Raw genomic sequence first — 26,544 nt, 5'->3', positions numbered from 1 at the left:
CTAGACTCCCTCGCTCGGGCCGACCCACGGTCCGCGCCGCCAGCCGCCGGTGTCATAGTCGTCGAGACAGTCCTGGACCAGCCCCTCGTAGCGGGCCAGGCTGCCGCGGCGGGTGGCCCACTTCAGCGAGTCGAGGCGGATCTGCTCGCCGTTGCCGGAGTAGTTGCGCTCGTACAGCTCGTGCCGCGCGCCGAACTCGGTGCCGATCGCGTCCCAGACCAGCTTGAACAGCTTGATCCGGTCGTGTGCCGAGGATTCGGCGCCGCGGTAGAAGCGGTCGATCAGGCCGCGCAGCTCGGGGTTGGCGAGGTCGCGGACGCTGGACGGGACCACCAGCGGCGCGCCGCCGAGCGTGGTCTCGAACAGCTCATGCACCCGGTCCCAGACCTGTGCGTTGTACATCCGCATGGCCGACGCGTGCTCGAGCTTGGGCACGACCGTGCCGCCGGTCGCGGGCTCGGGGTCACACGCCATCGCCGTCGACAGCGCCCACACGAGGTCCCGCATGCCGATCAGCTCGCCGACGGCGGCCTGCACGCCCCGGAAGGTGTCGGTGCCGTTCGCCTTGACACCACGGGAAAGCAGTCCGGCCATCAGCTCCAGCTTGACCGCGAGCCGGATCGAGGACTGGAAGTTGTACAGGTTCGCGAAGCCCGATTTGGCATAGAACCCGGTCGACCGCTCGATGTCGCGGTACACGAGCACGTCTTCCCACGGGATCAGTGCCTCGTCGAGCAGGAGCACGGCGTCGTTCTCGTCGAACCGGCTGGAGAGCGGGTAGTCGAACGGGCTCGTGGCACGCTGGGCGTACGGGGTGCGGCAGACGAGTTTGACACCGGGATTGTCCATGCGGGCGAAGAAGACCAGCGCGAACGCTTCGGCCTTGCCCGGTGCCAGTTCGGCGGAGGCGACCGGGGCGACGAAGCTGGCGTTGGTGATCGCCGAGCCGGTCGCGAGCATCTTGGCACCGCTGACCACGATTCCGGCGTCGGTCTCGCGGACCGCGTGCACGAACACGTCCTCCATGTCGTGCACGGCGCGTTTGCGGTCGATCGGCGGGTTGATGATCACGTGGTTGAGGTACAGAGCGCGAGCGGAGAACTCGCGGTACCAGCGTCGGGCATTCGGCGCGAAGTCGCCGTAGAACCCGGCGTTGACGCCGAGCCCCGACATGAAGGCGGCTTTGTACTCCGGTGTCCTGCCAAGGAATCCGTAGCCCAGCCTCGCCCAGGTCTCGATGGCTTCACGTGCTTCGAGAAGGTCGGCCGACGACCGGCTCGGCTTGAAGAACTTGTGCGTGCGGACGCCGCCGGCGTCGAGTCCGGTGAGGACGTCCGAAGTGGACGGATCGTGCATCGCGTCGTAGAGCCGCGCGATGGACCTGGCGGAGTTCGCGAACGCCGGGTGCTCGGTCACGTCCTTGACCCGCTCGCCGTCGACATAGACCGCGCGTCCGTCGCGCAGGCTCTCCAGGTAGTCCGCGCCGGTCATCAGCGACATCTGGCTGGTCATCGCTGCAGCGCCGGGTTCACCAGTGGTGGCTCGCCGAGCACGTGCACGCGGCGCAGGTGCCGGGGCGCGTGCGCGGTGAAGGCGTTGCGGCCGTGCAGCAGTGTGTAGTTGTCGGTGACGACGAGATCACCGCTCTGCCAGGCATGCGCGTACAAGTGCTCCGGCGCGTAGAGCGCTTCACGCAGGCTCTTGTGGACATCGGCGAGCTCATCACCATCCAGGCCGGTGAACTCCAGATCGGGGTGGTTGATGAAGTCGACGTCGGTCGGGTCGGTCGGCTCCTGGTACCGCAGCACCGGGGCGCCGGTGTCCGGGTGTGTTGTCACCAAGGGCGAGACGCAAACGCTTTCGTAGTACTCCATCTTCCGGTAGTAGTTCCCGGTCACCTTCGACCACCGCTCGCGGGTCTCCGCGGTGGCCGACGCCAGTACCGCGGTGGTGTTGGAGAATGTCGTCTCACCGCCGTCGCCGCCACCTGGCGCCTTGACACAGTGGAAGACCTGGAATTCGGGCACGTGCTCGCGGTACATGCCGTCCCAATGCATCGGCATGTAGCTGTGGTCGAAGATGTGGTCCTCTGGCTGCTCGCGTTCCACCAGTTCCAGCACCGTGCCGAACGGCCATTCGGTGATCTCGCCCCAGCGCTCGGCGTACGCGGACAGCTCGTCGGCCGAGGCGAACGTGCCGAAACCACGCAGCAGCAGCAAATGATGCTCGCGGACGAGCTCGCGCAGCGGCGGCACGTCGAGGTCGGCCAGCGGCGCGCCCGCCTGGGCCGGCCGGACCACGACGCCGAACGGGTCGAGCCGGGTGACTTCGATGGACATGGCGGGTTCTCCTAGTGAGGGGTCAGGATGTGCACGCGGCGCAGGTGCCGCCCGGCGGCGCCGGACTCGCGGCCGTGCAACAGGGTGTGGTTGTCGGCGATCAGGAAGTCGCCCTCCTGCCAGGCGTGGACGTACTGGTACTTCGGGTCGCGCAACGCCGCGCGGAGCTCGCCGAGGAAGCCCGGCACCGCTTCCGCGGGCAGGCCGTCGAACTGATGGTCCGGCCAGCCCGCGAGCGGCGAGTCCTCGTCGGCCGGTTCGTGGAACCGCAGCACCGGCGTCCCGTGCACCGGATGCGCGGCCACCACCGGGGTGCGCGCGCCCGTGCCGCGGACCCGGTAGGTGACCGAAACCGAGCGCCAGCGCCGCAAGGTCCCGGGATCGGCGTCGGCCGCGAGGCGCGCGGTGTCGGTGAAGGTCGTGTGCCCGCCGGAGCCGGACCGGACGCAGGCGAAGATCTGGAACTCCGGGATCTCGGGGTGTCCCAGCCCGTCCCAGTGGATCGGCACCCGGCCGCCGTCAGGCTCCTCGTCACTGTCGAGCACGGGACCTGGGGAACCCCAGCCGTCCGCCCAGCGCGCGAGTTCTTCGGGGTCGGCGGGGCCGGTGAAACCGCGCAGCAGCACCACAAGCCTGGTTCGCGCGAGCTCGCGCAGCTCGTCCACGGGCAGCGCGCGGACGTCCTGGCCGGGTTCGGCGTCGACGCGGACGCCGATCGGGGAGAGGCCGGTCAGGCGCACAGTCGCTGCCACGGTTCGAGCTCCGCCGCCGGTGCGAGGCTGTAGTAGCTGGGCTTGCCCGCCACGTAGACGAGCTGGGCGCCTGCCTTCTCGGCCTCGGCGCGCTTCATGAGTGTGAACGTGCCGCCCGATTCGACGGCGACACTGTGCCACGGCGTGAGCCAGCTGTCCGGGGTTTCCGCGAGCAGGATGCCGATCTTGCCGGTGGCGCACGCCTGCGGGTGGATCGACAGCCTGACCGCGTGCGGGAAGAGCTCACCGAGCAGGTCGCCCCAGGCCTTGCTGCGCGAGATCACGCCGTACGCGAGGTCGCGGCATTTGCGCTGCAGCGCGGCCTTGGTGCCGGTGTAGCCGGGGGTGAGCTGGTCTTCCAGCATGAACCGGGTGATGCCGCGGTAGAGCGCGAGCGCGTGGCCACCGGCTTTGACCTCCGCGCGCAGGTCGGCGTGGTCGTAGCCGTAGCCGGCGTCGAGCACCTTGCGCATTTCGTCGTGATGGGCGCCGGTGTAGACGTCGTCGAGGGTGAACTGGCTCAGGTGCTGCGCGCCGATCCGCCGGATCATCCGTTCCAGGCCACGCTGATAGGCGGTGACGTGGTCATCGGGCACGCCGATCAGATCACTGAACACGCGGCCGTCCGAACAGATCGAAATACGCGCGCCGGGCGGGTAGATCTCCGCAATTCGTTCGCATAGTGAATTCAGGAAACGGAGTGCGAGTTCTTCGGCGGTGTCGGGTAACGGGCTCAGCACCTTCGCGGGATTCGGTGATTTCGCCGGAAAGGCGGGGAGCACGAATTCGATCGGGGCGCCTCGTTCCATCGTGGCGCGCACGGAGTCGAGGTGGAAACGCATGCAGCGCAAGCAGATCCGGCCGGTGCAGGCACCGTCACGATGCCGCCGCTGATGGGCGAGCACGGTGTGGAGCACCTCGATGGTGGCCAATTCGGTGTCGAGCGCGACTGAAGATGAGGACACGTTTCCACCCGATCCTTTCTGCCAGTGGGGCGTGCCGACTGAGAAGACCGCGGTCCGACATTCGGACTTGGTATGCCGATTAGCGGCGCTTGACCGAGTGTTGCTCGCAGTTGTCCGGCATGTCAAGGACGAATGTCGGCGCCTTCTGAGAAAGGGCGGAAAATGTCGGTCAACCGCGTTCGCGGTCGCGGAAGGCGCCGGGTGACAGGCCGGCCTCGCGGGCGAAGAACTTGCCGAAGTTGGTCGGCTCGCTGAAACCGAGCCGGTGCCCGATCGTGGTGACCGGCAGTTCGGTGTGCACGAGCAGCCGCTTGGCCTCCAGCGCGACGCGCGCGTCGATCAGCGTCTTCGCGGTCTGCCCTGTCGCCGCCAGGCACAGCCGGTTGAGGCTGCGTGCCGAATAGCCGACGCGGGCGGCGTAGTCGGCGGCCACCCTGGTCGTGGCGAAAGACTGCTCGAGCTCGCGCTGGAAACGTTGGAACGTCTCGTCGTGCGAGTCGGTCGGCCGGGCTTCCCGGTCGGTGATCGGCAGGCGTCGCACGCGCAACAGCAGTGCGCCCAGCAGCTGGCGGAGCAGTTCCACCGTGACCGCTTGGGTTTCCGGTTCCTCCGCGGCCCGCCGGTACTCGGCCTTGAGTTCCAGCACGGCTTGGCGGAGCCTGCCGTCCTCATCGGCGGGGACGGTCCACGCGACCGGGCCGAACGGATCGGGCAGCGGCGCGAACCGTTCGAGTGGCGGCGGGAACGCGGCGGTGAACAGGATCATGACCGCGTGGACCGTGCCACGGGGTGTGGTGGCACGCGGCAGGCGCAGCACGCGGCCGGGGCTGACGTAGAGCAGCGTGGTCGACGTGCAGGGGTGGTCGACGAAATCGACCATCGTCTTGCCTGCCCCGCTGGTGAACAGGAACAGCTGGTGGAAGTCCGTCCGGTGCACCGCATTGACCAATTTCGCTGATAAACGGTGCCGAAGGGTCGCGTAGTCGAGCACTTCGATGCCGAGCTGGGGCCGCTCCGGGTTGGCGAACCCGAGCTGCACGACTGAGGTGTGTCCACTTTTGACCATGACAGTTCCTGATCTTACCTCGTTTGTCCGAGCGCGACAGAGCAGATTGATCGGCATGGACAACAAGGAATTGGTACTCAAGGCGGCAGGCGAACTCTTCGGCGACAAGGACCCTTCTGCGGTCGATCGCTGGGTCGCCGCGAACTACCGCCAGCACAGCTCGCTCGCCGGCGACGGCCCCGAGGCGTTGCGTGGTCTCGTCACGAACCTGCCCGACGGCTTCCGCTACGAACTCGCCAGGGTCATCCAGGACGGCGACCTCGTCGCGCTGCACGGCACCTATCACGGTTTCGGCCCCGAACCGCTGGTCGCTTTCGACCTCTTCCGTGTCGAGAACGGCAAGCTGGCCGAGCACTGGGACGCGCTGACACCGGTCGTGACCGAGACCGCGAGCGGCCGTTCCCAGACCGATGGCGCCGCCGAGCCGGGCGCGGCCGAACTGACCGAGCAGAGCCGGAAGATCGTCACGGAATTCGCTGAGCGAATTCTCAAGGACGCGGACTATTCGGTGCTCACCGACTACATTTCGACGGAAACCTACCTGCAGCACAATCCCGAAGCGGCCGACGGGCTGGACGGATTCGGTGCCGCCGCGGCGAAGTGGGCCGGGCAGGGCAAGAACCTGGTCTACCGGACCGTGCACCGCGTCGTCGCGGAAGGCGATCTCGTGCTCCTGCAGTCCGAAGGCGAATTCGGCGAGCCGGTCGCCTATTGGGACCTGTTCAGGGTCGACGGCGGCAAGATCGTCGAACACTGGGACGTGATCGCGCCGATCCCGGCGGAACTGCCGCACGGCAACGGCCTGTTCTGATCCACTGAGACGAAAGAGGCGAACGTGGTCATCGAGCGCGAACTCTTCATCGACGGCAAGGACGTCCCCGCCTGGGAACGGCGGACCACCGAGGACCTGAACCCGTACACGGGCGGCGTCTACGCCACGGTGGCGGCCGGTGGCCCCGCCGACATCGTGCGCGCGGTCGACGCGGCGCAGCGTGCCTTCGAGCCGTGGGCGGCCACCGCGCCGTCCGTCCGGCGCGGGATCTTCCTGCGGGCGGCCGACATTCTCGAGGCACGGGCCGCGGAAGTGGTCGAGCTGATGGCGCACGAGGTCGGCGGCGTGAGTTCGTGGGCGCGGTTCAACACCGCGCTGGCCGCGAACATGCTGCGCGAGGCGGCCGCCGTGGTCACCCAGCCGCTCGGCGAGGTGCTCGCCACCGAACCGGCCGACCGGCTCTCGCTCGCCGTGCGTGAGCCGCTCGGGGTGATCGCGGCGTTCTCGCCGTGGAACGCCCCGGTCATACTGGGCACGCGGTCGATCGCGGTGCCGCTGGCGGTCGGCAACACCGCGGTGCTCAAGCCCAGCGAGGACGCACCGATCGCGTCCGGGCTGCTCATCGCCGATGTGCTGCGCGAGGCCGGGCTGCCGCCCGGCGTGCTCAACGTGGTGACCAACGCCCGGTCCGACGCCGCCGAGGTCGCCAAGACACTGATCGCCGACCCGCAGGTCCGGATGGTCAACTTCACCGGTTCGACGCGGGTGGGCCGGGTCATCGGCACCACCGCGGCCGAGAACATCAAGCCCGCCGTGCTCGAACTGGGCGGGAAGAACGCGGTGCTGGTGCTCGACGACGCCGACCTCGACCACGCGGTCGACGCCGTCACCTTCGGCGCTTTCCACAACGCGGGCCAGATCTGCATGTCGGCGGACCGGGTGCTGGTGCACCGGTCGGTGGCCGAGGAGTTCACCGTCCGGCTCGCCGCCAAGGTGGCCGGGCTGCCGCACGGCGACCCGGCGGACCAGTCGACCGTGGTGGGCCCGCTGATCACCGAAAGCGCGGCGCGGCGAGTGTCCGAACTGGTCGCCGAGGCGGTCGCGGACGGCGCCAGGGTCCGGGCGGGCGGCGGCGACCGGGACGGCACGCGGTATCCCGCGACCGTGCTCGACGGGGTCACGCCGCGCATGCGGATCTTCCGTGAGGAGATCTTCGGGCCCGCCGTCACGGTCGTCACCGTGGAGGACGACGACGAAGCCGTCTCCATCGCCAACGACACCGAATACGGCCTGACCGCCGGTGTGCTCACCGAGGACACCCGGCGCGGGCTCGCGCTGGCCAGGCGGCTGCGCACGGGCATCGTGCACGTCGGCGACCAGACCGTCGACGACGAGCCGCAGGCCCCGTTCGGCGGAGTCAAATCCACCGGGTACGGGCGTTTCGGCGGCCGGTGGGGCGTCGACGCCTTCACCGCGACCCGCTGGGTGACCGTCGCCGGTCATCACGGCCGGTACCCCTTCTGAGCTTCTGGAGTTTTCGGTGATCACCACCATCGCGCTGAGCGCCTACCGCGAGGCGATCGAGCTGGACGAGCCGTTCGTCCCGGCGGGTCCGCCCGCGGGACCGGAGCGGCTGCCCGAACTGGCCGAGACCGCGTTGCAACTGCTCAGCCCGCATACCGATCCCGGCAACTGGCCGGGGGTGCGGCAGGCGTTGCGTGCCGTGCTCACCGTCCGCGAGCCGGGGCGGCTGGATCCGAGTTTGAACGCGGCCCTGGATGCCTTGCTGGGCGGAGAACGCCTGCGGCGGCAAGCGTTCGACGCGCGTACGTTGCCGACGATCGCCCAGCGGTTTCCCGGTACGGCGTATCCGGCGGCGGAGCGGACGGTGCTGTGGCGCGGTGACCTCACGACGCTGGCGGCGGACGCGATCGTGAACGCCGCGAACAGTGCGCTGCTGGGGTGCTTCCGGCCCATGCACGGCTGTGTCGACAACGCGATCCACGAGGTCGCCGGGCCGCGGCTGCGTGCCGACTGCCAGCGGATCATGACCATGCAGGGCGCGCCGGAGGTCACCGGGGAAGCCAAGATCACCCGGGGTTATCACCTGCCCGCGCGGTATGTGCTGCACACGGTCGGGCCGATCGTCGAGGGCCCGGTCGAGTTGTGGCACGAGGAAGCGCTCGAGTCGTCCTATCGGTCCTGTTTGGATGTCGCCGCCGAGGTCGGCGACATCCGGACCGTGGCGTTCTGCGGTGTCAGCACCGGTGTCTTCGGGTTTCCCAGGGCGCGGGCCGCCGAGATCGCGCTGGAGACCGTCGCGGGCTGGCTCGGCGCGCATCCAGGGCGGTTCGATCGGGTCATCTTCACCACCTTCGGGGCCGAGGATGACGCTGCTTACCGGGAGCTGCTGTGAACCGGACCTTGCGGCGCTGGATGGACGAGGCGACGCACGTGCTCGTCGCCGCCGGTGCGGGTTTGTCGGTCGCCGCGGGGTACGACTACGGCGACACGCGGCGGTTCGCCGAGCTGTTCCCGGTGCTGCACCGGCTCGGCCTGCGCGCCAGGTACCAGCTGATCGGCCTGCGGCTGCCGCCGGACCTGTTGTGGGGCTATTGGTCCGTGCACGTCAACGACATCCGGTTCGGTGAGGGCCCGCATCCGGTGTACGAACGGCTTCGCTCGCTGATCGGTGCGCGGGACCACTACGTCATGACATCCAATGTGGACGGACTGTTCGAACGCAACGGTTTCGACGCGGCGCGGGTCTGGACTCCGCAGGGCGACTACGCCCGGTACCAATGCGAAACACCATGTACCCGGGAAACGTGGCCCAGCAAGCCGATCATCGACGCGGCGCTGTCCACTTACGACCCCGAGCGTGGGACGGTCAGCGCGATCCCGGCCTGCCCGCGCTGCGGCGGTCCGGTGTTCCTCAACGTCCACAAAGGACCTGAATACATCGGCGACCCGTACGAGGAACACGGGCGGCGGATCGCGCGCTGGCGGCGTGACCTGCCGCCGGACGCCCGTTTGGTGGTGCTGGAGATCGGCGCCGGGCTCAGCACGCCGTCGGTGATCAGGTGGCCGGCCGAGAGCGTCACCCGTAGCACACCCGGCGCCCGGCTGGTGCGGGTCAATCCCGCTCATCCCGAAGTGCCCGCCGACTTGGCCGACCGGGCGCTGGCGATCCCCGAGCTGTGGAAGGCGAGCGCATGAAGATCACCGCGGCGGTGGTGGACGAGCTGCACGGCCCGTTCGTCACCCGTGAGGTCGACCTCGCCGAGCCCGCGCCGGGCGAGGTGCTGGTGCGGGTCGTCGCGACCGGGATCTGCCACACCGACTCGATCACCCGGCACGGTGACCTGCCGTTCCCGCTGCCCGGCGTGCTCGGGCACGAGGGCGCCGGTGTCGTCGAGGCGCTCGGGTCCGGTGTGGACACCGTGCGCGAGGGTGATCACGTCGTGCTCGGCTGGCCTTGGTGCGGCACCTGCCGCAACTGCCTCGACGGGCAGCCCCGGTACTGCGCGAAGCTCGCGGAGCTGCTGGTCGGTGGCGGTAGCGCGCTGCGGAACCTGGACGGGACGCCGCTGTCGAGCCACTTCTTCGGGCAGTCGTCGTTCGCGACGCACGCCGTCGTGCCGCATCGCGGGCTGGTCCCGGTGGACCGCGACCTCCCGCTGGACCTGCTCGGCCCGCTCGCGTGCGGGCTGTCGACCGGCGCGGGCGCGGTGCTGAACGTGCTGCGCCCGCACGCCGGGTCCTCGCTCGTGGTCTACGGCGCGGGTTCGGTGGGGCTGGCGGCGGTGATGGCCGCGCGGTGTTCCGGCGCGACGCGGATCATCGCGGTCGACCGGCACGCCTCCAGGCTCGCGCTGGCCGAGCGGTTCGGCGCGACCGACACGATCGACGCCGCCACGACCGATCCCGTCGCCGCGGTGCACGAGATCTGCGGTGGCCCGGCGGACTTCAGCCTGGAGTGCACGGGCATCGTCTCGGTGTGCCGTCAGGCGGCCGACTCCGTCGGCATGCGCGGGGTCTGCGCGTTGATCGGCGGCGCGCCCGCGGACGCGCGCGTCGAGCTGGACCACCTGAGCACGCTGTGGGGCAAGCGGGTGATCGGCATCCTCGGTGGTGAGGGGAGGAGTATTCCCTTGATCACCACACTGATCGAGTTGTACAAGCAGGGCCGGTTCCCGTTCGACGAACTCGTCGAGTACTTCCCGTTGGAAAAGATCGAGGACGCCTTCGCCGCCGCGCACGGTGGCGAAGTGCTCAAGCCAGTGCTGAGGATGCCACGATGATGCGCCGTTGCACGCCGGTCCTGCTCGCCGCTTTGGTGGCGTGTTCCGCTCCGGTGGCTTCACCCCCGCCCCCGCCGCCGCCGCCGACGAGCACGGTCCCGGCCGTCGCCGACCCCGCGGCGGCCGCCGCCGCGTTCGAACGGGTGACGCATCCCGGCGGGGCTTCGAAACTGCCGAGCGGGCGCGCCGGCTACCGGACGTACGCGGAGGTCGGGACGGACCTGGGTTCGCTGGTGACCGCGCGGCCGGACATCGTCAAGCCGGTGAAACTGCCGTTCAAGTCGGTGCTCGGGGCCGAGGTCAACGGCGTGGAGATCACGCACGGGGTCGCCGCCGCCGACGGCAAGCCGGTTTTCCTGCTGCTGGGCGCCCATCACGCGGGGGAGTGGCCGACCGCGGACGTGAGTGTCGAGTTCGCCTACGACCTCGCGCAGCAGGACGCCCGCGACCCGAGGGTGACGGCGTTGCTGGATCGAGTGCGGGTGATCGTCGTGCCGGTGGTCAACCCCGATGGCTACGACATTTCCCGCTCCGGCGACGTCGAAGCCAAACGCCGCAACTGCGCCGGGTTCACCACGCGCGCCGCCTGTGTGGCCGCTCCCGACGGTGGCGTCGACCTCAACCGCAACTACGGCGTCAACTGGGGCGGCGTCGGGTCCGGTTCGGACACTCACGCCGATGATTTCCGAGGCTCTGCCCCGTTTTCCGAGCCGGAGACCCGCAACGTCCGTGATCTGGTCTCGTCGCGTCAGGTCACGGTGCTGGTCAGCCTGCACACCTTCGCCGCGATGAACCTGCGCCCGCCGGGCCAGCGCACGACCCGTGACACACCTGACGAGGCGGTGTACGCGAAGCTGGGGGAGGCGATGGCTTCGGCCAACGGCTACCGCAGTGTCCGCAGCCGCGAGCTGTACGAGACCAGTGGCAGCACGAGCGAGTGGTCGTACTACACGACCGGCGGCCTCGGCTTCGAGACCGAACTCGGCGGCGACGACAACCACGACCCGTTCCAGCGCGCGGTGATCGACCAGTACCTCGGCACCGACCCCTTCCTGCGCGCCGACGGCGGAACCCGCGAATCCCTGCTGCGCGACGCCGAAGCCGCCGGTGACCGCACGCTGCACGCGGTCGTGACCGGCACCGCGCCCGCGGGCGCGGTGCTGACGCTGACCAAGTCGTTCACGGCACCGACGGCGGATCCCTCGGTCTCCTTTCCGTCCTCGCTGACCTCGACGATGACCGCCCCGGGCGCCTTCACGTGGGACGTCAACCCCTCGGTCCGTCCCGGCCGCGACGGCAAGGTCGTGCCCGAGGACTGGACGCTGCGCTGCACCCGCCCCGACGGAACCCTCGCCCTGGAAAAGCCGGTCCGTCTGGCCCGCGGCGAACAGGTCGCGGTCGACTGCGCATGACTTGGTCGTGAGTGTTTTCGCCGGTTAGAACCGGCCGTACCACTCACGACTCCTTTAGTGGGCCTCGCGGGCGAGGAAGTCGCGGACCCGGGCCTGGAGGGGTTCGCGGTCGTAGGCGTTGACGTGGGCGGCGGCCATGCGGACGGGGTCTCCGAAGAAGAAGTACTCGTACAAGGCTTCCCGTCCCGCGAAGCTCGAGACCGAGGCGTCGAGCGCCAGCTTGAACAACCGCGCCCGATCCCGCGCGGGCAGGGTGGCCGACTGCAGGTAGGTGTCGATGTCCGCGCGGCCGTCGGTGTCGAAGTCGGCTTCGCTCGGCAGCGCCATGAGCCCCGATGCCGAGAACTTGCGGATGATCTCCGGCAGGCGCTGGGAAACCTTGGTGGGGTACCAGTTGCGGGCCGCGTTGAGGGTCTCCCATTTCGGCAGGAACACGCCGTCGGCGCTGAGGGAGCCGTCGGCCTCGGCCGCGCGCAGTACCGCTTTTTCCAGCTCCACATAGGAGATCAGCTCGGCCAGGTCCTGCTGGATGTGCTGGAAGCCGCCGATGCCGATGGCCGCGGCGATCTCGCTGGCGAGGCCGAGGTAGAACTCCGTCTTGGCCAGCGTGCGGGTGACGACCTGGTGGGTCATGAGCGCGCCCGCGCCGGTCTCGGCGTACCAGGCGTTGCAGAGTTCGGGGTGGCCCAGCAGGAACACGCGGTCGTTGGGGACGAAGACGTCGTCGAACACGACGACCGCGTCCATCTCCTCGTAGCGGGACGCGAGTGGCTCGTCGAAGTGGGAGTTGCCGTGGTCCAGGCGTGAACGGCAGTAGTACTTGAGGCCGGGTGCGTCGTTCGGGATCGCGAAGGCGTAGGAGTACGGCGCGTCCTCGGGGGTGCCGCGCAGTACCGTCGACGGGAACACCAGCAGCTCGTCCGCGATCGGGGCGATGGTGGCGAGCATGCGGGCGCCGCGGACGACGATGCCGTCGGGGCGCTCCTCGACGATCTTCGCGGCGAGGTTGCCGCCGCCCTGCTGGCTGCCCGAGACCGCGCGGTTGACCTGCGGCGGGATCAGCGTGTGCGTGGCGAGCCAGTCGTTCTCGCGGGCGAGTTCGTAGTAGGCCTCGATGCGCTCGCCGAAAACGGGGTCCGCCTTGGCGAAGAACGTCTTCGCGGTCGCCAGCGCGGTGAGCGAGGAGTTCATGTAGTCCCCGGAGCGGCCGAGGAAGCCGTTCGATTCCTGGGCCCACACGGAGAACGCGGCGCGGCGGCGCTTGAGGTCCTCCTCGCCGCGCGGCACCAGGAACGAGGTGCCGACGCGGTCACCCGTCGTGGGGGACTCATAGGTGAGGATGTCGCGATGCGCCGGGTGGTGCTGCAGGTCGAACAGCTTCGCGTAGGTCAGTGCGTTGTTGCGGAACGCCGGGTGCTCGGCGACCTTCGAGGTCACCTTGTCGCCGTCGACGTACAGCTCGGGCGTCATCGCGTTGAGCTTGTCGAGATACTGCGCTCCGGTGCGTGCTCCCATTGCGGTGGCTCCTAGCGGTCAGAACAGGGATTCGTGGCCCTGGGTGGATTCGTGGATGGTGGAGAACGCCCCGTTGACGAAGCCGAGCGCGTCACCGGTGCGGTAGTCGTAGTCGGCGACCCGGCCGAGGAACAGCGTGTGGTCGCCGCCGTCGTAGCCGGCCCACGGCGTGCATTCGAACCAGCTCAGCACACCGGCGAGCCGGGGCGCGTGCTCGCCTTCTTCCCAGACCGGCGCGCCTTCCGGGGTCGGCTTTCCCGCGAAGTTCATGGCCAGCGCCTGCTGTTCCGCGCCGAGGATGTTCACCGAAAAGGCGCAGTCCTTGAGAAAGTCGTGGCTTTTCACGGTGCGCTGGATGGAAACCAGCACCAGCGGCGGGTCCATGGACACGGCGGTGAACGAGTTCACCGTGAGCCCGTGGCGTTTCACCGACCCGTCCGCGGTGGTCGCGTCGAACGTCACCACGGCGACGCCGGTGACGAACCGGCCGAGGCTGCCGCGGAAGAAGTGCGCGGCGGGCCGGTACAGCTTGGAGCCCGGGGAAAAACCGGTTTCACGGGCGATCATCGTTGATTCCTCCTCGAAGGGGGAGGTGCAGTTCTATAATAGAACACTTAATTCAACTATCGAATCAGATCGTATACGATGGTGTCGCGCCCGCGCAACCACGAGGAGACATGAGATGACCGCATCCCAGACGCTCAGCCGCGGCATCCGCGTGCTCGAAGTGCTTGCGGACGCCCAGGAATCGCTGACCGTCGACCAGATCGCCGAGCGGCTGGCCGTGCATCGCTCGATCGCCTACCGGCTCATCCGCACGCTGGAGGATCACGGCCTGCTCGTCCGTGACGCGTCGGGAAAGTTCGAACTGGGCGCGCGCCTGGCCGCGCTCGCGGCCGGCGTCGCGCATGACTTGCAGGCGGCCGCGCTCCCTGAACTGACAACGGCCGCGAACGAGCTCGGCATGACGTGTTTCGTCGCCGTGCTCGACCACGACGAGTGCGTGACCCTGGTCAGCGTGGAACCCCGGCACGCCATCGCGTCCGTCGCGCAGCGTCCGGGGTCGCGGCATCCGATCACGGCGGGCGCGCCGGGCCGGGCGGTACTCGCGCAACTGCCGCCGGAGGACTGGCCCGTGGCCGCGCGCGCGGCCGTGGGGGAGGTGACCACCCGCGGCTACGCGGACAGTCACGGCGAGGTGATCGAGAACCTGAGCGCGGTCGCGGTGCCACTTCCCTTGCGCGGCAACGGTCCCGCCGCGCTCGCCGCCGTCTACCTGTCGAGCCCGCATGCGCCGTCGGACATCGCGGCCCGGCTCGCCCGGGCGGCCAAGGCCGTCCGCGACGCACTGGGGTCGTGAGTGGTACGGCCGGTTAGAACCGGCCGTACCACTCACGAGCCCTCAAAACCGCAGTGGACTGGCCGCCTGCTCGGCTTCGTTGTCCGGCCCCAGCGGGATGCCCGAACGGTCACGCAGCAGCAGCGTCGCGATCAACCCCACGACCGTCATGCCGGCCAGGTAGATCGCCACCGAAGTCGACGTGCCCGTCGCGCTCACCAGCGCCGTCGCGATGGTGGGCGCGAACGCGCCGCCGATGATCGCGCCCAGCGCGTACGAGATCGACACGCCGGAGAACCGGATCGAGGCGGGGAAAAGCTCCGTGTAGAACGCCGCCTGCGGCCCGTAGGTGAAGCCGGTCCCGGCGCTGAGGATGATCAGGGCGAGCGCGAGCAGCCCGATGCTGCCGGTGTCGACGAGCGGGAACAACGCGAACACGCCCACGAGCTGCGCGCCCCAGCCGATCAGATAGGTGTTCCGGCGGCCGATCCGGTCGGACACCGCGCCGGCGGCCCAGGTCGACAGCAGCCAGGTGGCCGCGGAGGCCGTCACCGCCCACAGCACCGGTCCGCGGTCGAGTGCGAGCCCGCCGGGTTTGGTCGCGTAGTTCTGGATGTAGCCGCCGGTCGTCATGTAGCCCACCGCGCTGTTGCCCGCGAACACGAGCGCGGCGACCAGCACGAGCGGGGTGTGCTTGCGGAACAACCGCACGATCGGCGTCTTCGTCCGCTCACGGCGTTCGGCGATCTCCTTGAACACCGGGCTTTCCTCGACGCGGCGGCGGACCCAGTGTCCAATGAGGATCAGCCCGATGCTGAGCAGGAACGGGATTCGCCAGCCCCAGTCCAAGAACGCCTGGCCTGGCGCGAGCAGGTTGACCAGCGCCAGCACACCCGAAGCGAGCAGAAGACCCAGCGGGACACCGATCTGCGGGGACGCGCCGAAGAGGCCTCGGCGGTTCGCCGGCGCGTGTTCGACGGCCATGAGCACCGCGCCGCCCCACTCGCCGCCCGCCGAAATGCCCTGCAGGATCCTGAGCACTATCAACAGGATCGGCGCCGCGACGCCGATCTGCGCGAACGTGGGCAGCACGCCGATGAGCGCGGTCGCCGCGCCCATCAGTACCAGGGTGAACACCAGCACCCCGCGCCTGCCGTACTTGTCGCCGAAATGCCCGGCCAGGAACGCGCCGAGCGGCCGGAACAGGAAGCTCACGCCGACCGTCGCGAACGCGATGAGCGTGCTGTTCGCGCCGAGACCGGCGAAGAACAGCTTGGTGAAGACGAGCCCGGCCGCGGAGGCGTATACGAAGAAGTCGTACCACTCGACGGTGGTGCCGACGACCGTGGCGAAAGCCACCCGCCGCCGGTCAGGGGGAGCCGCTACCGGCCTGGTCTGCGCTGGATGAGACATGTGGACTCCTTTGTCTTCGGCCGAGCGGCCCGCACGGATCGAATCGATCCCCCAGAGGCGGCAAGCACGACTTGCCACTGTGCCGCAGGATCATATACGTTATGAAATACGATGCAAGGCCGAAGCGAGCGGAACCGGGAGCGATGGAGACCTTCGAAGCACTGGACCGGCCAGGCAAGATCATCGCCGTCCACCTCAGCTACGCCTCGCGTGCCGGGCAGCGTGGACGTCGTCCGCAGGCGCCGTCGTACTTCTTCAAGCCGTCCAGCTCGGTCGCGCCGAGCGGCGGCTCGGTCGAACGCCCGGCAGGCACCGAACTGCTGGCGTTCGAAGGCGAGATCGCGCTGGTCATCGGCGCCCCGGCGCGCTGGGTCCCGCTGGAAAACGCCTGGGACCACGTCGCCGCCGTCACCGCGGCCAACGACTTCGGCCTCTACGATCTGCGCGGCGCCGACAAGGGCTCCAACGTCCGCTCGAAGGGTGGCGACGGGTTCACCCCGCTCGGCCCCGGCCTGATCGACGCCAGGGAAACCGACCCGGCCGGGCTGCGGGTACGCACCTGGGTCAACGGCGACCTGCGGCAGGACGACACCACCGCCGGGCTCATCTTTCCGCTGGCTCAGCTCGTTTCCGATCTCTCACAGCACTTCACCCTCGAAACCGGGGACGTCATCCTCACGGGCACGCCGGCGGGCTCGACCGTGGTCGTGCCGGGTGACGTCGTCGAAGTCGAGGTCGACGTCCCTGGCGGGCCGAGCACCGGGCGCCTGGTCACCACGGTCACCCAGGGCGAGACGCCGTTCTCGGACGTCGGGTCCAGGCCAGCCGTCGACGACGCGCAGCGGGCCGAAGCCTGGGGGTCACGGGCGGAGGCCGGCCTGCCCGACGAGAACCCGTTCACCGACGAGCTGCGCGAGCTGCTGCGGCGCACGCCGGTCGCGGGCCTGTCCGCGCAGCTGCGCAAGCGCGGGCTGAACAACGTGATCATCGACGGGGTGCGCGCCAACCAGCCCGGCGCCAAGATCGTCGGCCGCGCGCGGACACTGCGCTACCTGCCCAACCGCGAAGACCTCTTCAAGTCGCACGGTGGTGGCTACAACGCCCAGAAGCGGCTGTTCGACTCCGTCGAAAGCGGCGAGGTGATCGTCATCGAGGCACGCGGCGAGCGGGACGCGGGCACGCTCGGCGACGTGCTGGCGCTGCGGGCCCGTTCCAGGGGAGTGGCCGGGGTGGTCACCGACGGCGGGGTGCGCGACTTCGACACGGTCGCCGAAACGGGGCTGCCGGTCTTCTCGGCAGGGCCGCACCCGGCCGTGCTCGGCCGCAAGCACGTGCCGTGGGACACCGACGTCGCCATCGCCTGCGGTGGCGCTGCCGTGCTGCCGGGCGACATCATCGTCGGTGACTCGGACGGGGTGATCGTGATCCCGCCACACCTGGCACAAGAGGTCGCCGAGGCCGCGTTCGCCCAGGAGGAAGAGGACGCCTGGATCGCCGAGCAGGTCGCGCAGGGTCAGCCGATCGAGGGCCTCTTCCCGCCGGACGCGGCCTGGCGTGAAAGGTATACGGCATGGCGGAAGACACAGTGAACAGCGTCGTCGGCGAACGGGTCAGCAAGTCCGAGCTCGCCTACGACTGGCTCCGGCGCAAGATCCAGCGGCGCGAGTACGGCCCCGGCTACCGGCTCGTGCTCGCCGAGATCGCCGCGGAGCTCAAGATGAGCGTGGTCCCGGTGCGCGAGGCGATCCGGCGGCTCGAGGCCGAGCGGCTGGTGACCTTCGAGCGCAACGTCGGCGCGCGCGTCGCGATGGTCGACGAGAACGAGTACCTGCACTCGATGCAGACGCTCGGCGTGATCGAGGGCATCGCGACCTCGCTCTCGGCGCCCGCGCTGACCGAGGCGGACCTCGACCGGGCCCGCGCGATCAACGACCGGATGGTGACGCTGCTCGACAGCTTCGACGCGCACACCTTCACCACGCTGAACCAGCAGTTCCACTCGCAGCTGTTCGAATGCTGCCCCAACCCGCAGATCCTGGAGCTCGTCCGGCAGGGCTGGACCCGGCTGTCCGGGCTGCGCGACTCGACGTTCACCTTCGTGCCGGGCCGCGCCAGGGCGTCGGTCGAAGAGCACAAGCACATCCTGAGCCTGATCGCGGACAAGGCCGATCCGCTGGAGATCGAACTCGCCGCGCGCAATCACCGCTGGGCCACCATGCAGGCCTTCTTAGACAAGCGAACCGAGGAGATACCTTGAGTGAGAGCACGCCCCGGCAGGTCCCCGACGGCCTGCCGGACCGGATCCGGCACTACATCGACGGCGAGTTCGCGGACTCGGCGGACGGCGCGACGTTCGGTGTGCTGGACCCGGTCACCAACAAGGACTACCTGCTGGCGGCGGCCGGGAAGAAGGCCGACATCGACCGCGCCGTCGCCGCCGCGCGCCGCGCGTTCACCGAGGGACCTTGGCCGAAGCTGCTGCCGCGTGAGCGTTCCCGCGTGCTGCACCGCGTCGCCGACCTCGTCGAGTCACGCGACGCCCGCCTGGCCGAGCTGGAGAGTTTCGACTCGGGCCTGCCGATCTCGCAGGCGCTCGGCCAGGCGCGCCGCGCCGCCGAGAACTTCCGGTTCTTCGCCGACCTGATCGTCGCGCAGGCCGATGACGTCTACAAGGTGCCCGGCCGCCAGGTCAACTACGTCAACCGCAAGCCGATCGGTGTCGCGGGCCTGATCACGCCGTGGAACACGCCGTTCATGCTGGAGTCGTGGAAGCTCGCGCCCGCGCTCGCGACCGGCAACACCGTGGTTCTCAAGCCCGCCGAGTTCACACCGCTGTCCGCGTCGCTGTGGGCCGGGATCTTCGAAGAAGCCGGTCTGCCGCAAGGGGTTTTCAACCTGGTCAACGGGTTCGGCGAGGACGCGGGCGACGCGCTGGTGAAGCACCCCGACGTCCCGCTGATCTCGTTCACCGGCGAGAGCGGGACCGGCAGCCTGATCTTCGCCAACGCCGCGCCGTTCCTCAAAGGACTGTCGATGGAGCTGGGCGGCAAGTCGCCTGCCATCGTCTTCGCCGACGCCGACCTCGAAGCCGCGATCAACGCGACGATCTTCGGTGTCTTCTCCCTGAACGGGGAGCGCTGCACCGCGGGCAGCCGGATTCTGGTCGAGCGCGCGGTCTACGACGAGTTCGTCGAGCGCTACGCCGCGCAGGCCGAGCGGGTGGTCGTCGGCGACCCGCGTGACCCGAAGACCGAGGTCGGCGCGCTCGTGCACCCCGAGCACTACGCGAAGGTCATGAGTTACGTCGAACTCGGCAAGACCGAGGGCAGGCTCGTCGCGGGCGGTGGCCGTCCCGAAGGCTTCCCGACCGGAAACTACGTCGCGCCGACCGTGTTCGCCGACGTCAAACCGGACGCCAGGATCTTCCAGGAGGAGATCTTCGGCCCGGTCGTCGCGATCACCCCGTTCGACAGCGAGGAAGAGGCGCTGGAACTCGCGAACAACACCAAATACGGGCTCGCCGCGTATGTCTGGACGAACGACCTGAAGCGGGCGCACACGTTCGCGCAGTCGGTCGAGGCAGGCATGGTGTGGCTCAACTCCAACAACGTCCGCGACCTGCGCACCCCGTTCGGCGGAGTGAAGGCCTCCGGGCTGGGGCATGAGGGCGGCTACCGCTCGATCGACTTCTACACCGACCAGCAGGCGGTGCACATCAATCTGGGCGAGGCCCACAACCCGATCTTCGGCGCGCGCTGAGAGGACGTCTGTCATGAGTCTTGACCCGATCCCGACCCCGTCGTGCCCGCCGCCGGACATCCTGCGCTGCGCGTACATGGAACTCGTGGTGACCGATTTGGCGCGCTCGCGTGCTTTCTACGCCGACGTGCTCGGACTGGCGGTGACCGAAGAGGACGACCAGGCTGTTTATTTGCGCAGCATGGACGAGTTCATCCACCACAATCTCGTGCTGCGGCAAGGCCCCGTCGCGGCGGTGGCCGCGTTCTCGTACCGCGTCCGCTCACCTGAAGACCTTGACAAGGCCGTCGCGTTCTATACGGAACTGGGGTGCCGCGTCGAGCGTCGGCCTGAAGGCTTTAACAAGGGCATCGGCGACTCTGTGCGCGTCGAGGACCCGCTCGGGTTCCCGCAGGAGTTCTTCCACGACGTGGAGCATGTCGAACGGCTCGGCTGGCGCTATGACCTGCACGTGCCCGGCGCGCTGGTCCGGCTGGACCACTTCAACCAGGTGACCCCGGACGTGCCGCGCGCGGTCAAGCACATGGAGGACCTCGCTTTCCGTGTCACCGAAGACATCCAGGACGAGCACGGCACGACCTACGCGGCATGGATGCGCCGCAAGCCGACCGTGCACGACACCGCGATGACCGGCGGCGACGGCCCGCGCATGCACCACGTCGCGTTCGCCACGCACGAGAAGCACAACATCCTGTCCATTTGCGACAAACTCGGCGCGCTGCGGCTGTCCGACCAGATCGAACGCGGCCCCGGCCGCCACGGCGTTTCGAACGCGTTCTACCTCTACCTGCGCGACCCCGACGGGCACCGGGTGGAGATCTACACGCAGGACTACTACACCGGCGATCCCGACAACCCGGTGGTGACCTGGGATGTCCACGACAACCAGCGCCGCGACTGGTGGGGCACCCCGGTCGTGCCGTCCTGGTACACCGACGCCTCGCTCGTGCTCGATCTCGACGGCAAGCCCAAGCCGGTCATCGCGCGCACCGACTCCAGCGAAATGGCGGTCACCATCGGCGCCGACGGCTTCTCCTACACCCGCAAGGGCGAGGACATGCCGGAGTACAAGCTCGGGAACCAGCTCTGATGCTCCCCGCGACCACCATCACCGCGATCGCCGACGAACTCGCGGCCGCCGAGCGGGCGCGATCCGTCGTCCCGCTGCTGACCGGCCGGTATCCGGACATGACCATCGAGGACTCGTACGCGGTCCAGAACGAATGGCGACGGCGTGGCATCGAGGCCGGACGGCGTCCGGTCGGCCGCAAGATCGGGCTCACCTCGAAGGTCATGCAGGTCGCCACCGGCATCACCGAGCCGGACTACGGCGCGATCTTCGCCGACATGGTGTTCGAGAACGGCTCGGTCATCGAGCACTCGCGGTTCTCGAACGTGCGCGTCGAAGTCGAGCTGGCGTTCGTGCTGCGCTCTCCGCTGAAAGGCCCGGACGTCACGGTCTTCGACGTGCTCCGCGCGACCGAATACGTGGTGCCCGCGCTGGAGATCCTGTCCTCGCGCATCGAGCTGGCCGGCCGGACCATCGTCGACACGATCAGCGACAACGCGGCCATGGGCGGCATGGTCTACGGCGGCAACCCGATCGCGGCCGACGCGGTCGACCTGCGCTGGGTGTCCGCGTTGCTGTACCGCAACGAGACGATCGAGGAGACCGGCGTCGCCGCGGCGGTGCTGAATCACCCGGCGACCGGGGTGGCCTGGCTGGCGAACAAGCTCGCCCAGCACGGCGACGGCCTCTCGGCGGGCGAGATCGTGCTCGCCGGCTCGTTCACCCGGCCGATGTGGGTGCATCCGGGTGACACCGTGCAGGCCGACTACCGAGACCTGGGAGCGATCACATGCCGGTTCGTGTAGCGCCGACCTTTCGTGCCGACCTCGCCTCGTCGTCGCGGGCGCTGGTCGGGATGTGGGTTTCGTCGGGCAGCCCGCTGGTCGCGGAGATCTGCGCCGGCGCCGGGCTCGACTGGCTGCTGATCGACGGCGAGCATTCGCCGATCGGCCTCGAGTCCGTCGTCTCACTGTTGCAGGCGGTCGCGGGGTATCCGGTGACGCCGATGGTGCGGGCCCCGTCCGACGACAGCGTTGTTTTGAAACAGCTTCTGGACGCCGGTGCGCAGAATCTGCTGATACCCATGGTGGATTCGGCCGAGCAGGCGCTGGCCGCGGTCCGCTCGGTGCGGTATCCGCCGGACGGCATTCGCGGAGTGGGCAGCGCGCTGGCCCGCGCCGCGCGGTGGAACCGGATCGATGGCTATCTCGCGCGTGCCAACGAGTTCGTGTCGTTGTTCGTGCAGATCGAGTCGGCGACGGGCGTCGAAGCGGCGGCCTCGATCGCGGCGGTCGACGGGGTGGACGGCGTCTTCGTCGGCCCGTCGGACCTGGCGGCCTCGATGGGCCTGCTCGGTCAGCAGACCCACCCGGACGTCACGGCCGCCGTCCTGCGTGCCTTCAAGGCGGTCCTGGGCGCGGGGAAACCCGTGGGTGTCAACGCCTTCGACCCCGCCCAAGCCCAGCTCTACCTCGACGCGGGCGCGACCTTCGTGCTGGTCGGGGCTGACGTGGCCATCCTCGCGCGTGGCTCCGAAGCCTTGGCGGACCATTACCTTCAGGGGTAGTTGCCGGTCATTGATCAGGAACGCCAAGGCTTCTTTCGCGGGCTTGGTCACGGAGAGCCTGCCGGAACGCCGGAGGGATCGCGGCATAGCAAGCCTTTCGCAGCAAAGGATGCGCGAAAGCGAGGTACGCGCCGTGGTCAGCCAAGACGCAGGCGGTGAGCGTTTCCTCGAAGGCCGCGAGGAGGTCGGACGGGCGCTTACCGGTCAGTGCCGAGATCTCGGCGACCGTGAAACGACGGTCGAGCAAAGCCGCCCAACGCAGGATTTCACGGGCATCGCCGGACAGGGACACGAGCTTGCGCGAGAGAGCCTCGAGAAGCGAGCGCGGCGGAGTGAAAGGCCGCGCGAGTTCGGCGGTTCCCGAAGCGACGTCCAGCGCGTTCTCGGCGACGAGGCCGCGGGTCAGCTCGGTGAGGTAGCGCGGATTGCCGCAAGCCAAGGCGCGCACGTCGGGGGAGGCCGGTACGCCCAGTAGCGTCTCCTGGAGTTGGTGGGACTCGGTGGTGGAAAGCGGGCCCAGTGAGATGACGGTGTCGACGGACTGGCGTAGCCGGGCCAGCTGGCGTGAGCGCGGCAGCGGGCGGGCGCTGGCCACGAGGAGCAACGGGAGGCGTCGGGTCGCGTCGAGGAGGCGGTGCCACGAGCGGATGGTGGCGTCGTCGGCCCACTGCATGTCGTCGAGCACGAGGATGAGCGGCGCTGTCGCGCAGAGGCGGGACACCCGCGCGGCCGGGTCGTCGGAGGTGCCGAGGCAGGACGCGAGCGCCGGCGACGGCATCGGCAGCTCGGTCGCGTGTGCCCAGCCGAGATGGCGGCGGCCGATGCCGGACAGGGCCTTGGCGAGGAGTGTGGATTTGCCGATGCCGAAGTCGCCCTCCAGCCAGGCGGAACCGCTGCCGCCGTCGATCATCGTGCGCAGGCGGGACAGTTCCGCGGTGCGGCCGACGAAGACGGGATCGGCTCGGACCGGCGTGACGCGATGCAGGTCCGGCGCCGGGTCGCGGACGCCGGTGAGCAGGCGCTGGTGCAGGCGCCGCAAGGCCGGGCCCGGTTCGACGCCGAGTTCCGCGATCAGCGTCGTGCGGGTGTCGCGGAAGACCGCCAGGGCTTCCGCGTGGCGGCCGCCGTGGTCGAGCGCGAGCATCAGCAGCTCGCGCAGGCGTTCGCGGAGTGGGTGTTCGCGGGTGAGGGCGGTCAGCTCGGTCGCGAGTTCGCGGTGCTCGCCCCGCGCCAGCAGTCGTTCCGCGCGGAGCTCGACGGCCTTGAGACGCAGCTCGGCGAGGCGTGCGCGTCGCTGGTCGGCGAACGCGCCTCGCATGCCCGAAAGCGGTTCGCCGTGCCACAGCGCGAGTGCCTCGTCCGGCGAGCCCAGGTTCACCAGGTGCTCGAAAGCGATCGAGTCGACACTGCCGGGCGGGACCCGCAGGGTGTAGCCGCCTCGGCCGCCGGTCAGGATCGAGCGGTCGAGGATCCGGCGGAGGCCGGAGATGTAGGTGTGGACGTTGCCGCTCGCGCTCGCGGGGGCCTCGTCGCTGCCCCACACCGCGCAGATCAGCTGCTCCCGGCTGACCGTGTGCCCGGCGCGTAAGGCGAGCGTGGCGAGCACGGCGCGTTGGCGTGCCGGGCCGAGTGGCAGCTCCGAGGTCCCACGCCACGCCCGGATCGGGCCCAGCAGCTCGATCCGCAGCTCAGCCATGGGCGCGGGTGAGCTGACGGGTGACGCGGTCCGGGGGAGCACCGGCGCGAGCGAGTGCTGCCGCGAACTGGATGTGCAGTGCGGCCCGCAGCGAACCGGGAAGCCCTTCGCGCAGTGCGGCTTGGACCACGGGGTGCCGGAAGCGCAGTGTCATGCCCTCGGCGGCGAGGACGCCCATCGCCACCGCCTCCGCGACGTGACCTGCGAGCGGAGGCCTCCCGACCGTGGTGGCCAGGTCCGCGAACGTGAACGTCTCGCCGAGCAACGCGGCGCGCTGCAGCACGGACCGGGTCGACGGCGTGAGGAACGTGAGGTGCTCATCGATGCGCTTGACCAGTTCCGGTGGGCGGGAGGCGGCGATTTCCCGGATATAGCGCGGGTTTCCGCTTGCCTGTGCCAGTCGCTCGTATGGCACGGACGGTCCGGCGAGAGCGCGTGTCTCGTACTCCGTGAACGGGCTGAGCGGGACCGGTCGCCCGATCACCTCCCGCCCGGACCGCGTCGCGCTGATCAGGAGCAGACCGGGCATCCGCGTGAACCGCCGCCAGCGGGCCCTGGTGACCTCATCGGCCTCGTCGAAGTCGTCGGCGACGAGGACGGCGGGGGCTTCAGGGGTGTCCACAGTGGCCGGCTGGACGGGCACGTCCGCCAGCGCCTCCGCGAGCAACGCCGTCTTCCCGATGCCCGGTTCTCCGACCACGGACAGGACGCTGCCGCGTCCTGCGAGTACGTCGGCCACCGCGTCGCGCAGGACCTTCAGCTCGGGTTCGCGTCCCACGAACAGCGCGGGCCTCGGTGCGGACACGGAAGCGGCCCGTACCCCGCCCCCGAGCAGCTCCTGATGGAGTTTCCGCAGCTCCGGGCCCGGCTCGAGGCCGGACGCCGCGACGAGCGCCGACCGCGCGGAGGCGAAAACCTCGAGTGCCTCCGCCGTACGGCCACCGCGATGCAGCGCGCGCATGAGCAGCTCATGTGGTCTTTCCCGCAGCGGATGTTCGCGGCACAGCGCGGACAGTCCCGGTACCGCTTCGCCGTGCCTGCCCAGTTCCAGCAGGATCTCCGCTCGGCCTTCCGCGGTGGCGAGCCGCAGTTCTTCGAGGTCGGCGCGTTCGGCCGCCGCGAAGGGGCCAGGCAGCCCGGCGAGCGCTTCGCCTCGCCAGAGGTCCATTGCGGACTCGAGGTCGGCGAGCGCCGCCTCATGCCGACCGGCTTCGCGAAACCGCGCGGCGCCGGCACGCAGCGCGCGAAAGCGATGGACGTCGCAGTCGATTTCCAGTGAGTACCCGGTACCGGAAGACCGGATGAGCCCGTCGGTGGCGCGGGGGAGCCGACCGGGTTCCAAAGCCTGGCGAAGCCCGGAGATATACGTATAGACGTTGCTCGCGGCGCTCGGCGGCCGATTCCCGCCCCACACCGCGTCGACGAGTTCCTGCCGCGAAACCGCACCGGCCAACGCGAGTACGGCCAGTATGACCCGCTGGGGCGTGGAGCGGAGTCCGACCTCCGCCGAGCCGTGGCTGAGCGACAACGGGCCGAGCAGCCGGATATGCCAGTCAGTGTCCATGGACATATTCTCAGAATTGATATTCGATATCCGAAAATCGGACAATACCCGCAGCCGGACTGTCCGGCAATATCGGGAAACTGTTTTCTGAGAATCGGTTCGTTCGGGCAGTCTCGGTCATCCGATTTCCCCCAGGCCTTTCAGCGGCGTGCGCCACAGGGTTTAACTACGCCTTGCCCGCCCCGAAGAAGTGGTGAAAGGGGTGCTCCACCCATGTCATTCCGTCACTCCGCACGCCGGATCTGCGCGACGGCAGGGACCGTGTTCTTCCTCATGAGCGTCGCAGGCACCGCGTCGGCCGAGGCACTGGAATCCACAGTGGACAAGGTGCTCCGGCTCGGCACCGTCGTCGACGACAAGAACGAGCACGGTGACCAGGACCCGTCCGACTGGAACACGCCGTGGGGGCCGCTGTCCCAGTACGACCGCAACCTCCTGATCAACGTCCGCTGGGCGAACCTGTGGGAGGCGCCGTCCAGCGGGCAGGTCGCGGACCGCTCGGTGGACCCGAAGGTGCGCGCGGTCGGCGGCGCGCTCATGCACGACCACCACATGCTCGAAGCCACCGTCGCCGAGGCGGCGGCGAAGCTCGACGTGGCGTTGCCGTCCAGCCCGACCCCGATCCAGCGGTCCTGGCAGCGGGAGATCGCGGGCAAGACCGGCGGCGCCGCCGACGACGCCTGGGCCAACGTGACCAGGCAGGCGCACGGCAGCATCTTCATGCTGATCGGCCAGGTCCGGGCGATGACCCGCAACGACGTGATCCGCGCGTTCGCGCAGTCGGCCGACGCGGTCGTCATCCGGCACATGACCCTGCTGGAGAGCACCGGACTGGTCAGGGCCTCCTCGATGGTCGTCGGCTCACTCGATCCCGCGCCGTTCCAGGTGGTACCGAGCTGGAACAAGGTGCTGCTCGGCATCGTGCTCGCCGGCTTCGCCCTCATCGGCACGTTCGCCGTGGTGCGGGTCTGCGCCCGCTACGGCCCGAAGACGACCGCGAACGACTGAGCAG

24 protein-coding genes are annotated in these 26,544 nt (G+C 69.3%); 14 read left to right on the top strand and 10 right to left on the bottom strand.

Going from position 1 to position 26,544, the window contains the following annotated elements; all coding sequences use genetic code 11:
• The 5 genes from ACFV15_RS15940 to ACFV15_RS15920 form a co-directional block, all read right to left on the bottom strand.
• Positions 1-1,512: a 4-hydroxyphenylacetate 3-hydroxylase family protein gene (locus tag ACFV15_RS15940; RefSeq protein WP_378351189.1), complete on the bottom strand. Its 1,512-nt coding sequence runs from the start codon at positions 1,510-1,512 to the stop codon at positions 1-3.
• The gene (locus ACFV15_RS15935; protein ID WP_378351188.1) at positions 1,509-2,339 is read right to left on the bottom strand and encodes a TauD/TfdA dioxygenase family protein; all 831 of its coding nucleotides are present in this window, start codon (positions 2,337-2,339) and stop codon (positions 1,509-1,511) included. Before ACFV15_RS15935 ends, ACFV15_RS15940 begins: the two co-directional genes overlap by 4 nt.
• 11 nt (positions 2,340-2,350) lie before the next feature.
• The gene (locus ACFV15_RS15930) at positions 2,351-3,091 is read right to left on the bottom strand and encodes a TauD/TfdA family dioxygenase (RefSeq protein WP_378351187.1); all 741 of its coding nucleotides are present in this window, start codon (positions 3,089-3,091) and stop codon (positions 2,351-2,353) included.
• Positions 3,070-4,056, bottom strand: coding sequence for an L-tyrosine/L-tryptophan isonitrile synthase family protein (locus tag ACFV15_RS15925; RefSeq protein ID WP_378351186.1), 987 nt, complete (start codon positions 4,054-4,056; stop codon positions 3,070-3,072). Before ACFV15_RS15925 ends, ACFV15_RS15930 begins: the two co-directional genes overlap by 22 nt.
• 169 nt (positions 4,057-4,225) lie before the next feature.
• Positions 4,226-5,122, bottom strand: coding sequence for a helix-turn-helix domain-containing protein (locus ACFV15_RS15920; protein WP_378351185.1), 897 nt, complete (start codon positions 5,120-5,122; stop codon positions 4,226-4,228).
• A 55-nt stretch (positions 5,123-5,177) separates the two neighbouring features.
• Here ACFV15_RS15920 and ACFV15_RS15915 point away from each other — a divergent pair, with 55 nt between their 5' ends.
• The 6 genes from ACFV15_RS15915 to ACFV15_RS15890 are packed head-to-tail and all read left to right on the top strand — an operon-like array spanning position 5,178 to position 11,610.
• Positions 5,178-5,933, top strand: a complete 756-nt coding sequence (locus ACFV15_RS15915; RefSeq protein ID WP_378351184.1) for a nuclear transport factor 2 family protein — start codon at positions 5,178-5,180, stop codon at positions 5,931-5,933.
• A 24-nt stretch (positions 5,934-5,957) separates the two neighbouring features.
• Positions 5,958-7,418: an aldehyde dehydrogenase gene (locus ACFV15_RS15910; protein ID WP_378351183.1), complete on the top strand. Its 1,461-nt coding sequence runs from the start codon at positions 5,958-5,960 to the stop codon at positions 7,416-7,418.
• Between the two features lie 16 nt (positions 7,419-7,434).
• A complete protein-coding gene (locus tag ACFV15_RS15905; RefSeq protein WP_378351182.1) occupies positions 7,435-8,310 on the top strand; it encodes a macro domain-containing protein in 876 nt (291 codons plus the stop codon).
• A complete protein-coding gene (locus ACFV15_RS15900; RefSeq protein WP_378351181.1) occupies positions 8,307-9,113 on the top strand; it encodes a hypothetical protein in 807 nt (268 codons plus the stop codon). The genes ACFV15_RS15905 and ACFV15_RS15900 overlap by 4 nt, the downstream gene beginning before the upstream one ends.
• Positions 9,110-10,198, top strand: a complete 1,089-nt coding sequence (locus tag ACFV15_RS15895) for an NAD(P)-dependent alcohol dehydrogenase (RefSeq protein WP_378351180.1) — start codon at positions 9,110-9,112, stop codon at positions 10,196-10,198. Before ACFV15_RS15900 ends, ACFV15_RS15895 begins: the two co-directional genes overlap by 4 nt.
• Entirely contained in the window at positions 10,195-11,610 is a 1,416-nt protein-coding gene (locus ACFV15_RS15890; RefSeq protein ID WP_378351179.1) for a M14 family zinc carboxypeptidase, read from the top strand. Before ACFV15_RS15895 ends, ACFV15_RS15890 begins: the two co-directional genes overlap by 4 nt.
• A gap of 54 nt (positions 11,611-11,664) precedes the next feature.
• Here the strand turns inward: ACFV15_RS15890 and hpaB are convergent, their stop codons facing one another.
• Positions 11,665-13,125 carry a 4-hydroxyphenylacetate 3-monooxygenase, oxygenase component gene (gene hpaB / locus ACFV15_RS15885; RefSeq protein WP_378351178.1) on the bottom strand — a complete coding sequence of 487 codons (1,461 nt, stop codon included), beginning with the start codon at positions 13,123-13,125 and terminating at the stop codon, positions 11,665-11,667.
• 18 nt (positions 13,126-13,143) lie between these two features.
• The gene (locus ACFV15_RS15880) at positions 13,144-13,692 is read right to left on the bottom strand and encodes a flavin reductase family protein (protein WP_378351177.1); all 549 of its coding nucleotides are present in this window, start codon (positions 13,690-13,692) and stop codon (positions 13,144-13,146) included.
• Between the two features lie 115 nt (positions 13,693-13,807).
• Between ACFV15_RS15880 and ACFV15_RS15875 the strand changes: the two genes are divergently transcribed.
• Positions 13,808-14,485 (top strand): IclR family transcriptional regulator, encoded by a 678-nt coding sequence (locus ACFV15_RS15875; RefSeq protein WP_378351176.1) that lies wholly within the window; start codon positions 13,808-13,810, stop codon positions 14,483-14,485.
• Positions 14,486-14,527: 42 nt separating this feature from the next.
• Here the strand turns inward: ACFV15_RS15875 and ACFV15_RS15870 are convergent, their stop codons facing one another.
• Positions 14,528-15,877 carry an MFS transporter gene (locus ACFV15_RS15870; protein WP_378351175.1) on the bottom strand — a complete coding sequence of 450 codons (1,350 nt, stop codon included), beginning with the start codon at positions 15,875-15,877 and terminating at the stop codon, positions 14,528-14,530.
• 143 nt (positions 15,878-16,020) lie between these two features.
• On the opposite strand from ACFV15_RS15870, the gene ACFV15_RS15865 reads away from it, so the two are divergent.
• The 6 genes from ACFV15_RS15865 to ACFV15_RS15840 are packed head-to-tail and all read left to right on the top strand — an operon-like array spanning position 16,021 to position 22,272.
• Positions 16,021-17,466 carry a fumarylacetoacetate hydrolase family protein gene (locus ACFV15_RS15865; protein WP_378351229.1) on the top strand — a complete coding sequence of 482 codons (1,446 nt, stop codon included), beginning with the start codon at positions 16,021-16,023 and terminating at the stop codon, positions 17,464-17,466.
• A complete protein-coding gene (locus ACFV15_RS15860; RefSeq protein WP_378351174.1) occupies positions 17,448-18,134 on the top strand; it encodes a GntR family transcriptional regulator in 687 nt (228 codons plus the stop codon). The genes ACFV15_RS15865 and ACFV15_RS15860 overlap by 19 nt, the downstream gene beginning before the upstream one ends.
• On the top strand, positions 18,131-19,636 hold the full coding sequence (hpaE, locus tag ACFV15_RS15855) for a 5-carboxymethyl-2-hydroxymuconate semialdehyde dehydrogenase (protein WP_378351173.1): 1,506 nt from the start codon (positions 18,131-18,133) through the stop codon (positions 19,634-19,636). Before ACFV15_RS15860 ends, hpaE begins: the two co-directional genes overlap by 4 nt.
• A 13-nt stretch (positions 19,637-19,649) precedes the next feature.
• Entirely contained in the window at positions 19,650-20,726 is a 1,077-nt protein-coding gene (gene hpaD, locus ACFV15_RS15850) for a 3,4-dihydroxyphenylacetate 2,3-dioxygenase (RefSeq protein WP_378351172.1), read from the top strand.
• A complete protein-coding gene (gene hpaH, locus ACFV15_RS15845; protein ID WP_378351171.1) occupies positions 20,726-21,511 on the top strand; it encodes a 2-oxo-hept-4-ene-1,7-dioate hydratase in 786 nt (261 codons plus the stop codon). Before hpaD ends, hpaH begins: the two co-directional genes overlap by 1 nt.
• Positions 21,496-22,272, top strand: a complete 777-nt coding sequence (locus tag ACFV15_RS15840) for an HpcH/HpaI aldolase/citrate lyase family protein (protein ID WP_378351170.1) — start codon at positions 21,496-21,498, stop codon at positions 22,270-22,272. The genes hpaH and ACFV15_RS15840 overlap by 16 nt, the downstream gene beginning before the upstream one ends.
• Before the next feature lie 7 nt (positions 22,273-22,279).
• Here ACFV15_RS15840 and ACFV15_RS15835 read toward each other — a convergent pair whose 3' ends face one another.
• Together ACFV15_RS15835 and ACFV15_RS15830 are read right to left on the bottom strand one after the other, a co-directional pair.
• Positions 22,280-23,968, bottom strand: coding sequence for a BTAD domain-containing putative transcriptional regulator (locus ACFV15_RS15835; protein ID WP_378351169.1), 1,689 nt, complete (start codon positions 23,966-23,968; stop codon positions 22,280-22,282).
• Positions 23,961-25,532 carry a BTAD domain-containing putative transcriptional regulator gene (locus ACFV15_RS15830; protein ID WP_378351168.1) on the bottom strand — a complete coding sequence of 524 codons (1,572 nt, stop codon included), beginning with the start codon at positions 25,530-25,532 and terminating at the stop codon, positions 23,961-23,963. The genes ACFV15_RS15835 and ACFV15_RS15830 overlap by 8 nt, the downstream gene beginning before the upstream one ends.
• A 213-nt stretch (positions 25,533-25,745) precedes the next feature.
• On the opposite strand from ACFV15_RS15830, the gene ACFV15_RS15825 reads away from it, so the two are divergent.
• Positions 25,746-26,540 carry a DUF4142 domain-containing protein gene (locus tag ACFV15_RS15825; protein ID WP_378351167.1) on the top strand — a complete coding sequence of 265 codons (795 nt, stop codon included), beginning with the start codon at positions 25,746-25,748 and terminating at the stop codon, positions 26,538-26,540.
• The last annotated feature ends 4 nt before the right edge of the window (positions 26,541-26,544 follow it).

The organism is Amycolatopsis sp. NPDC059657, assembly GCF_042734395.1.
Classification (GTDB): domain Bacteria; phylum Actinomycetota; class Actinomycetes; order Mycobacteriales; family Pseudonocardiaceae; genus Amycolatopsis.
This window is presented reverse-complemented; position numbering and strand designations above follow the sequence as displayed.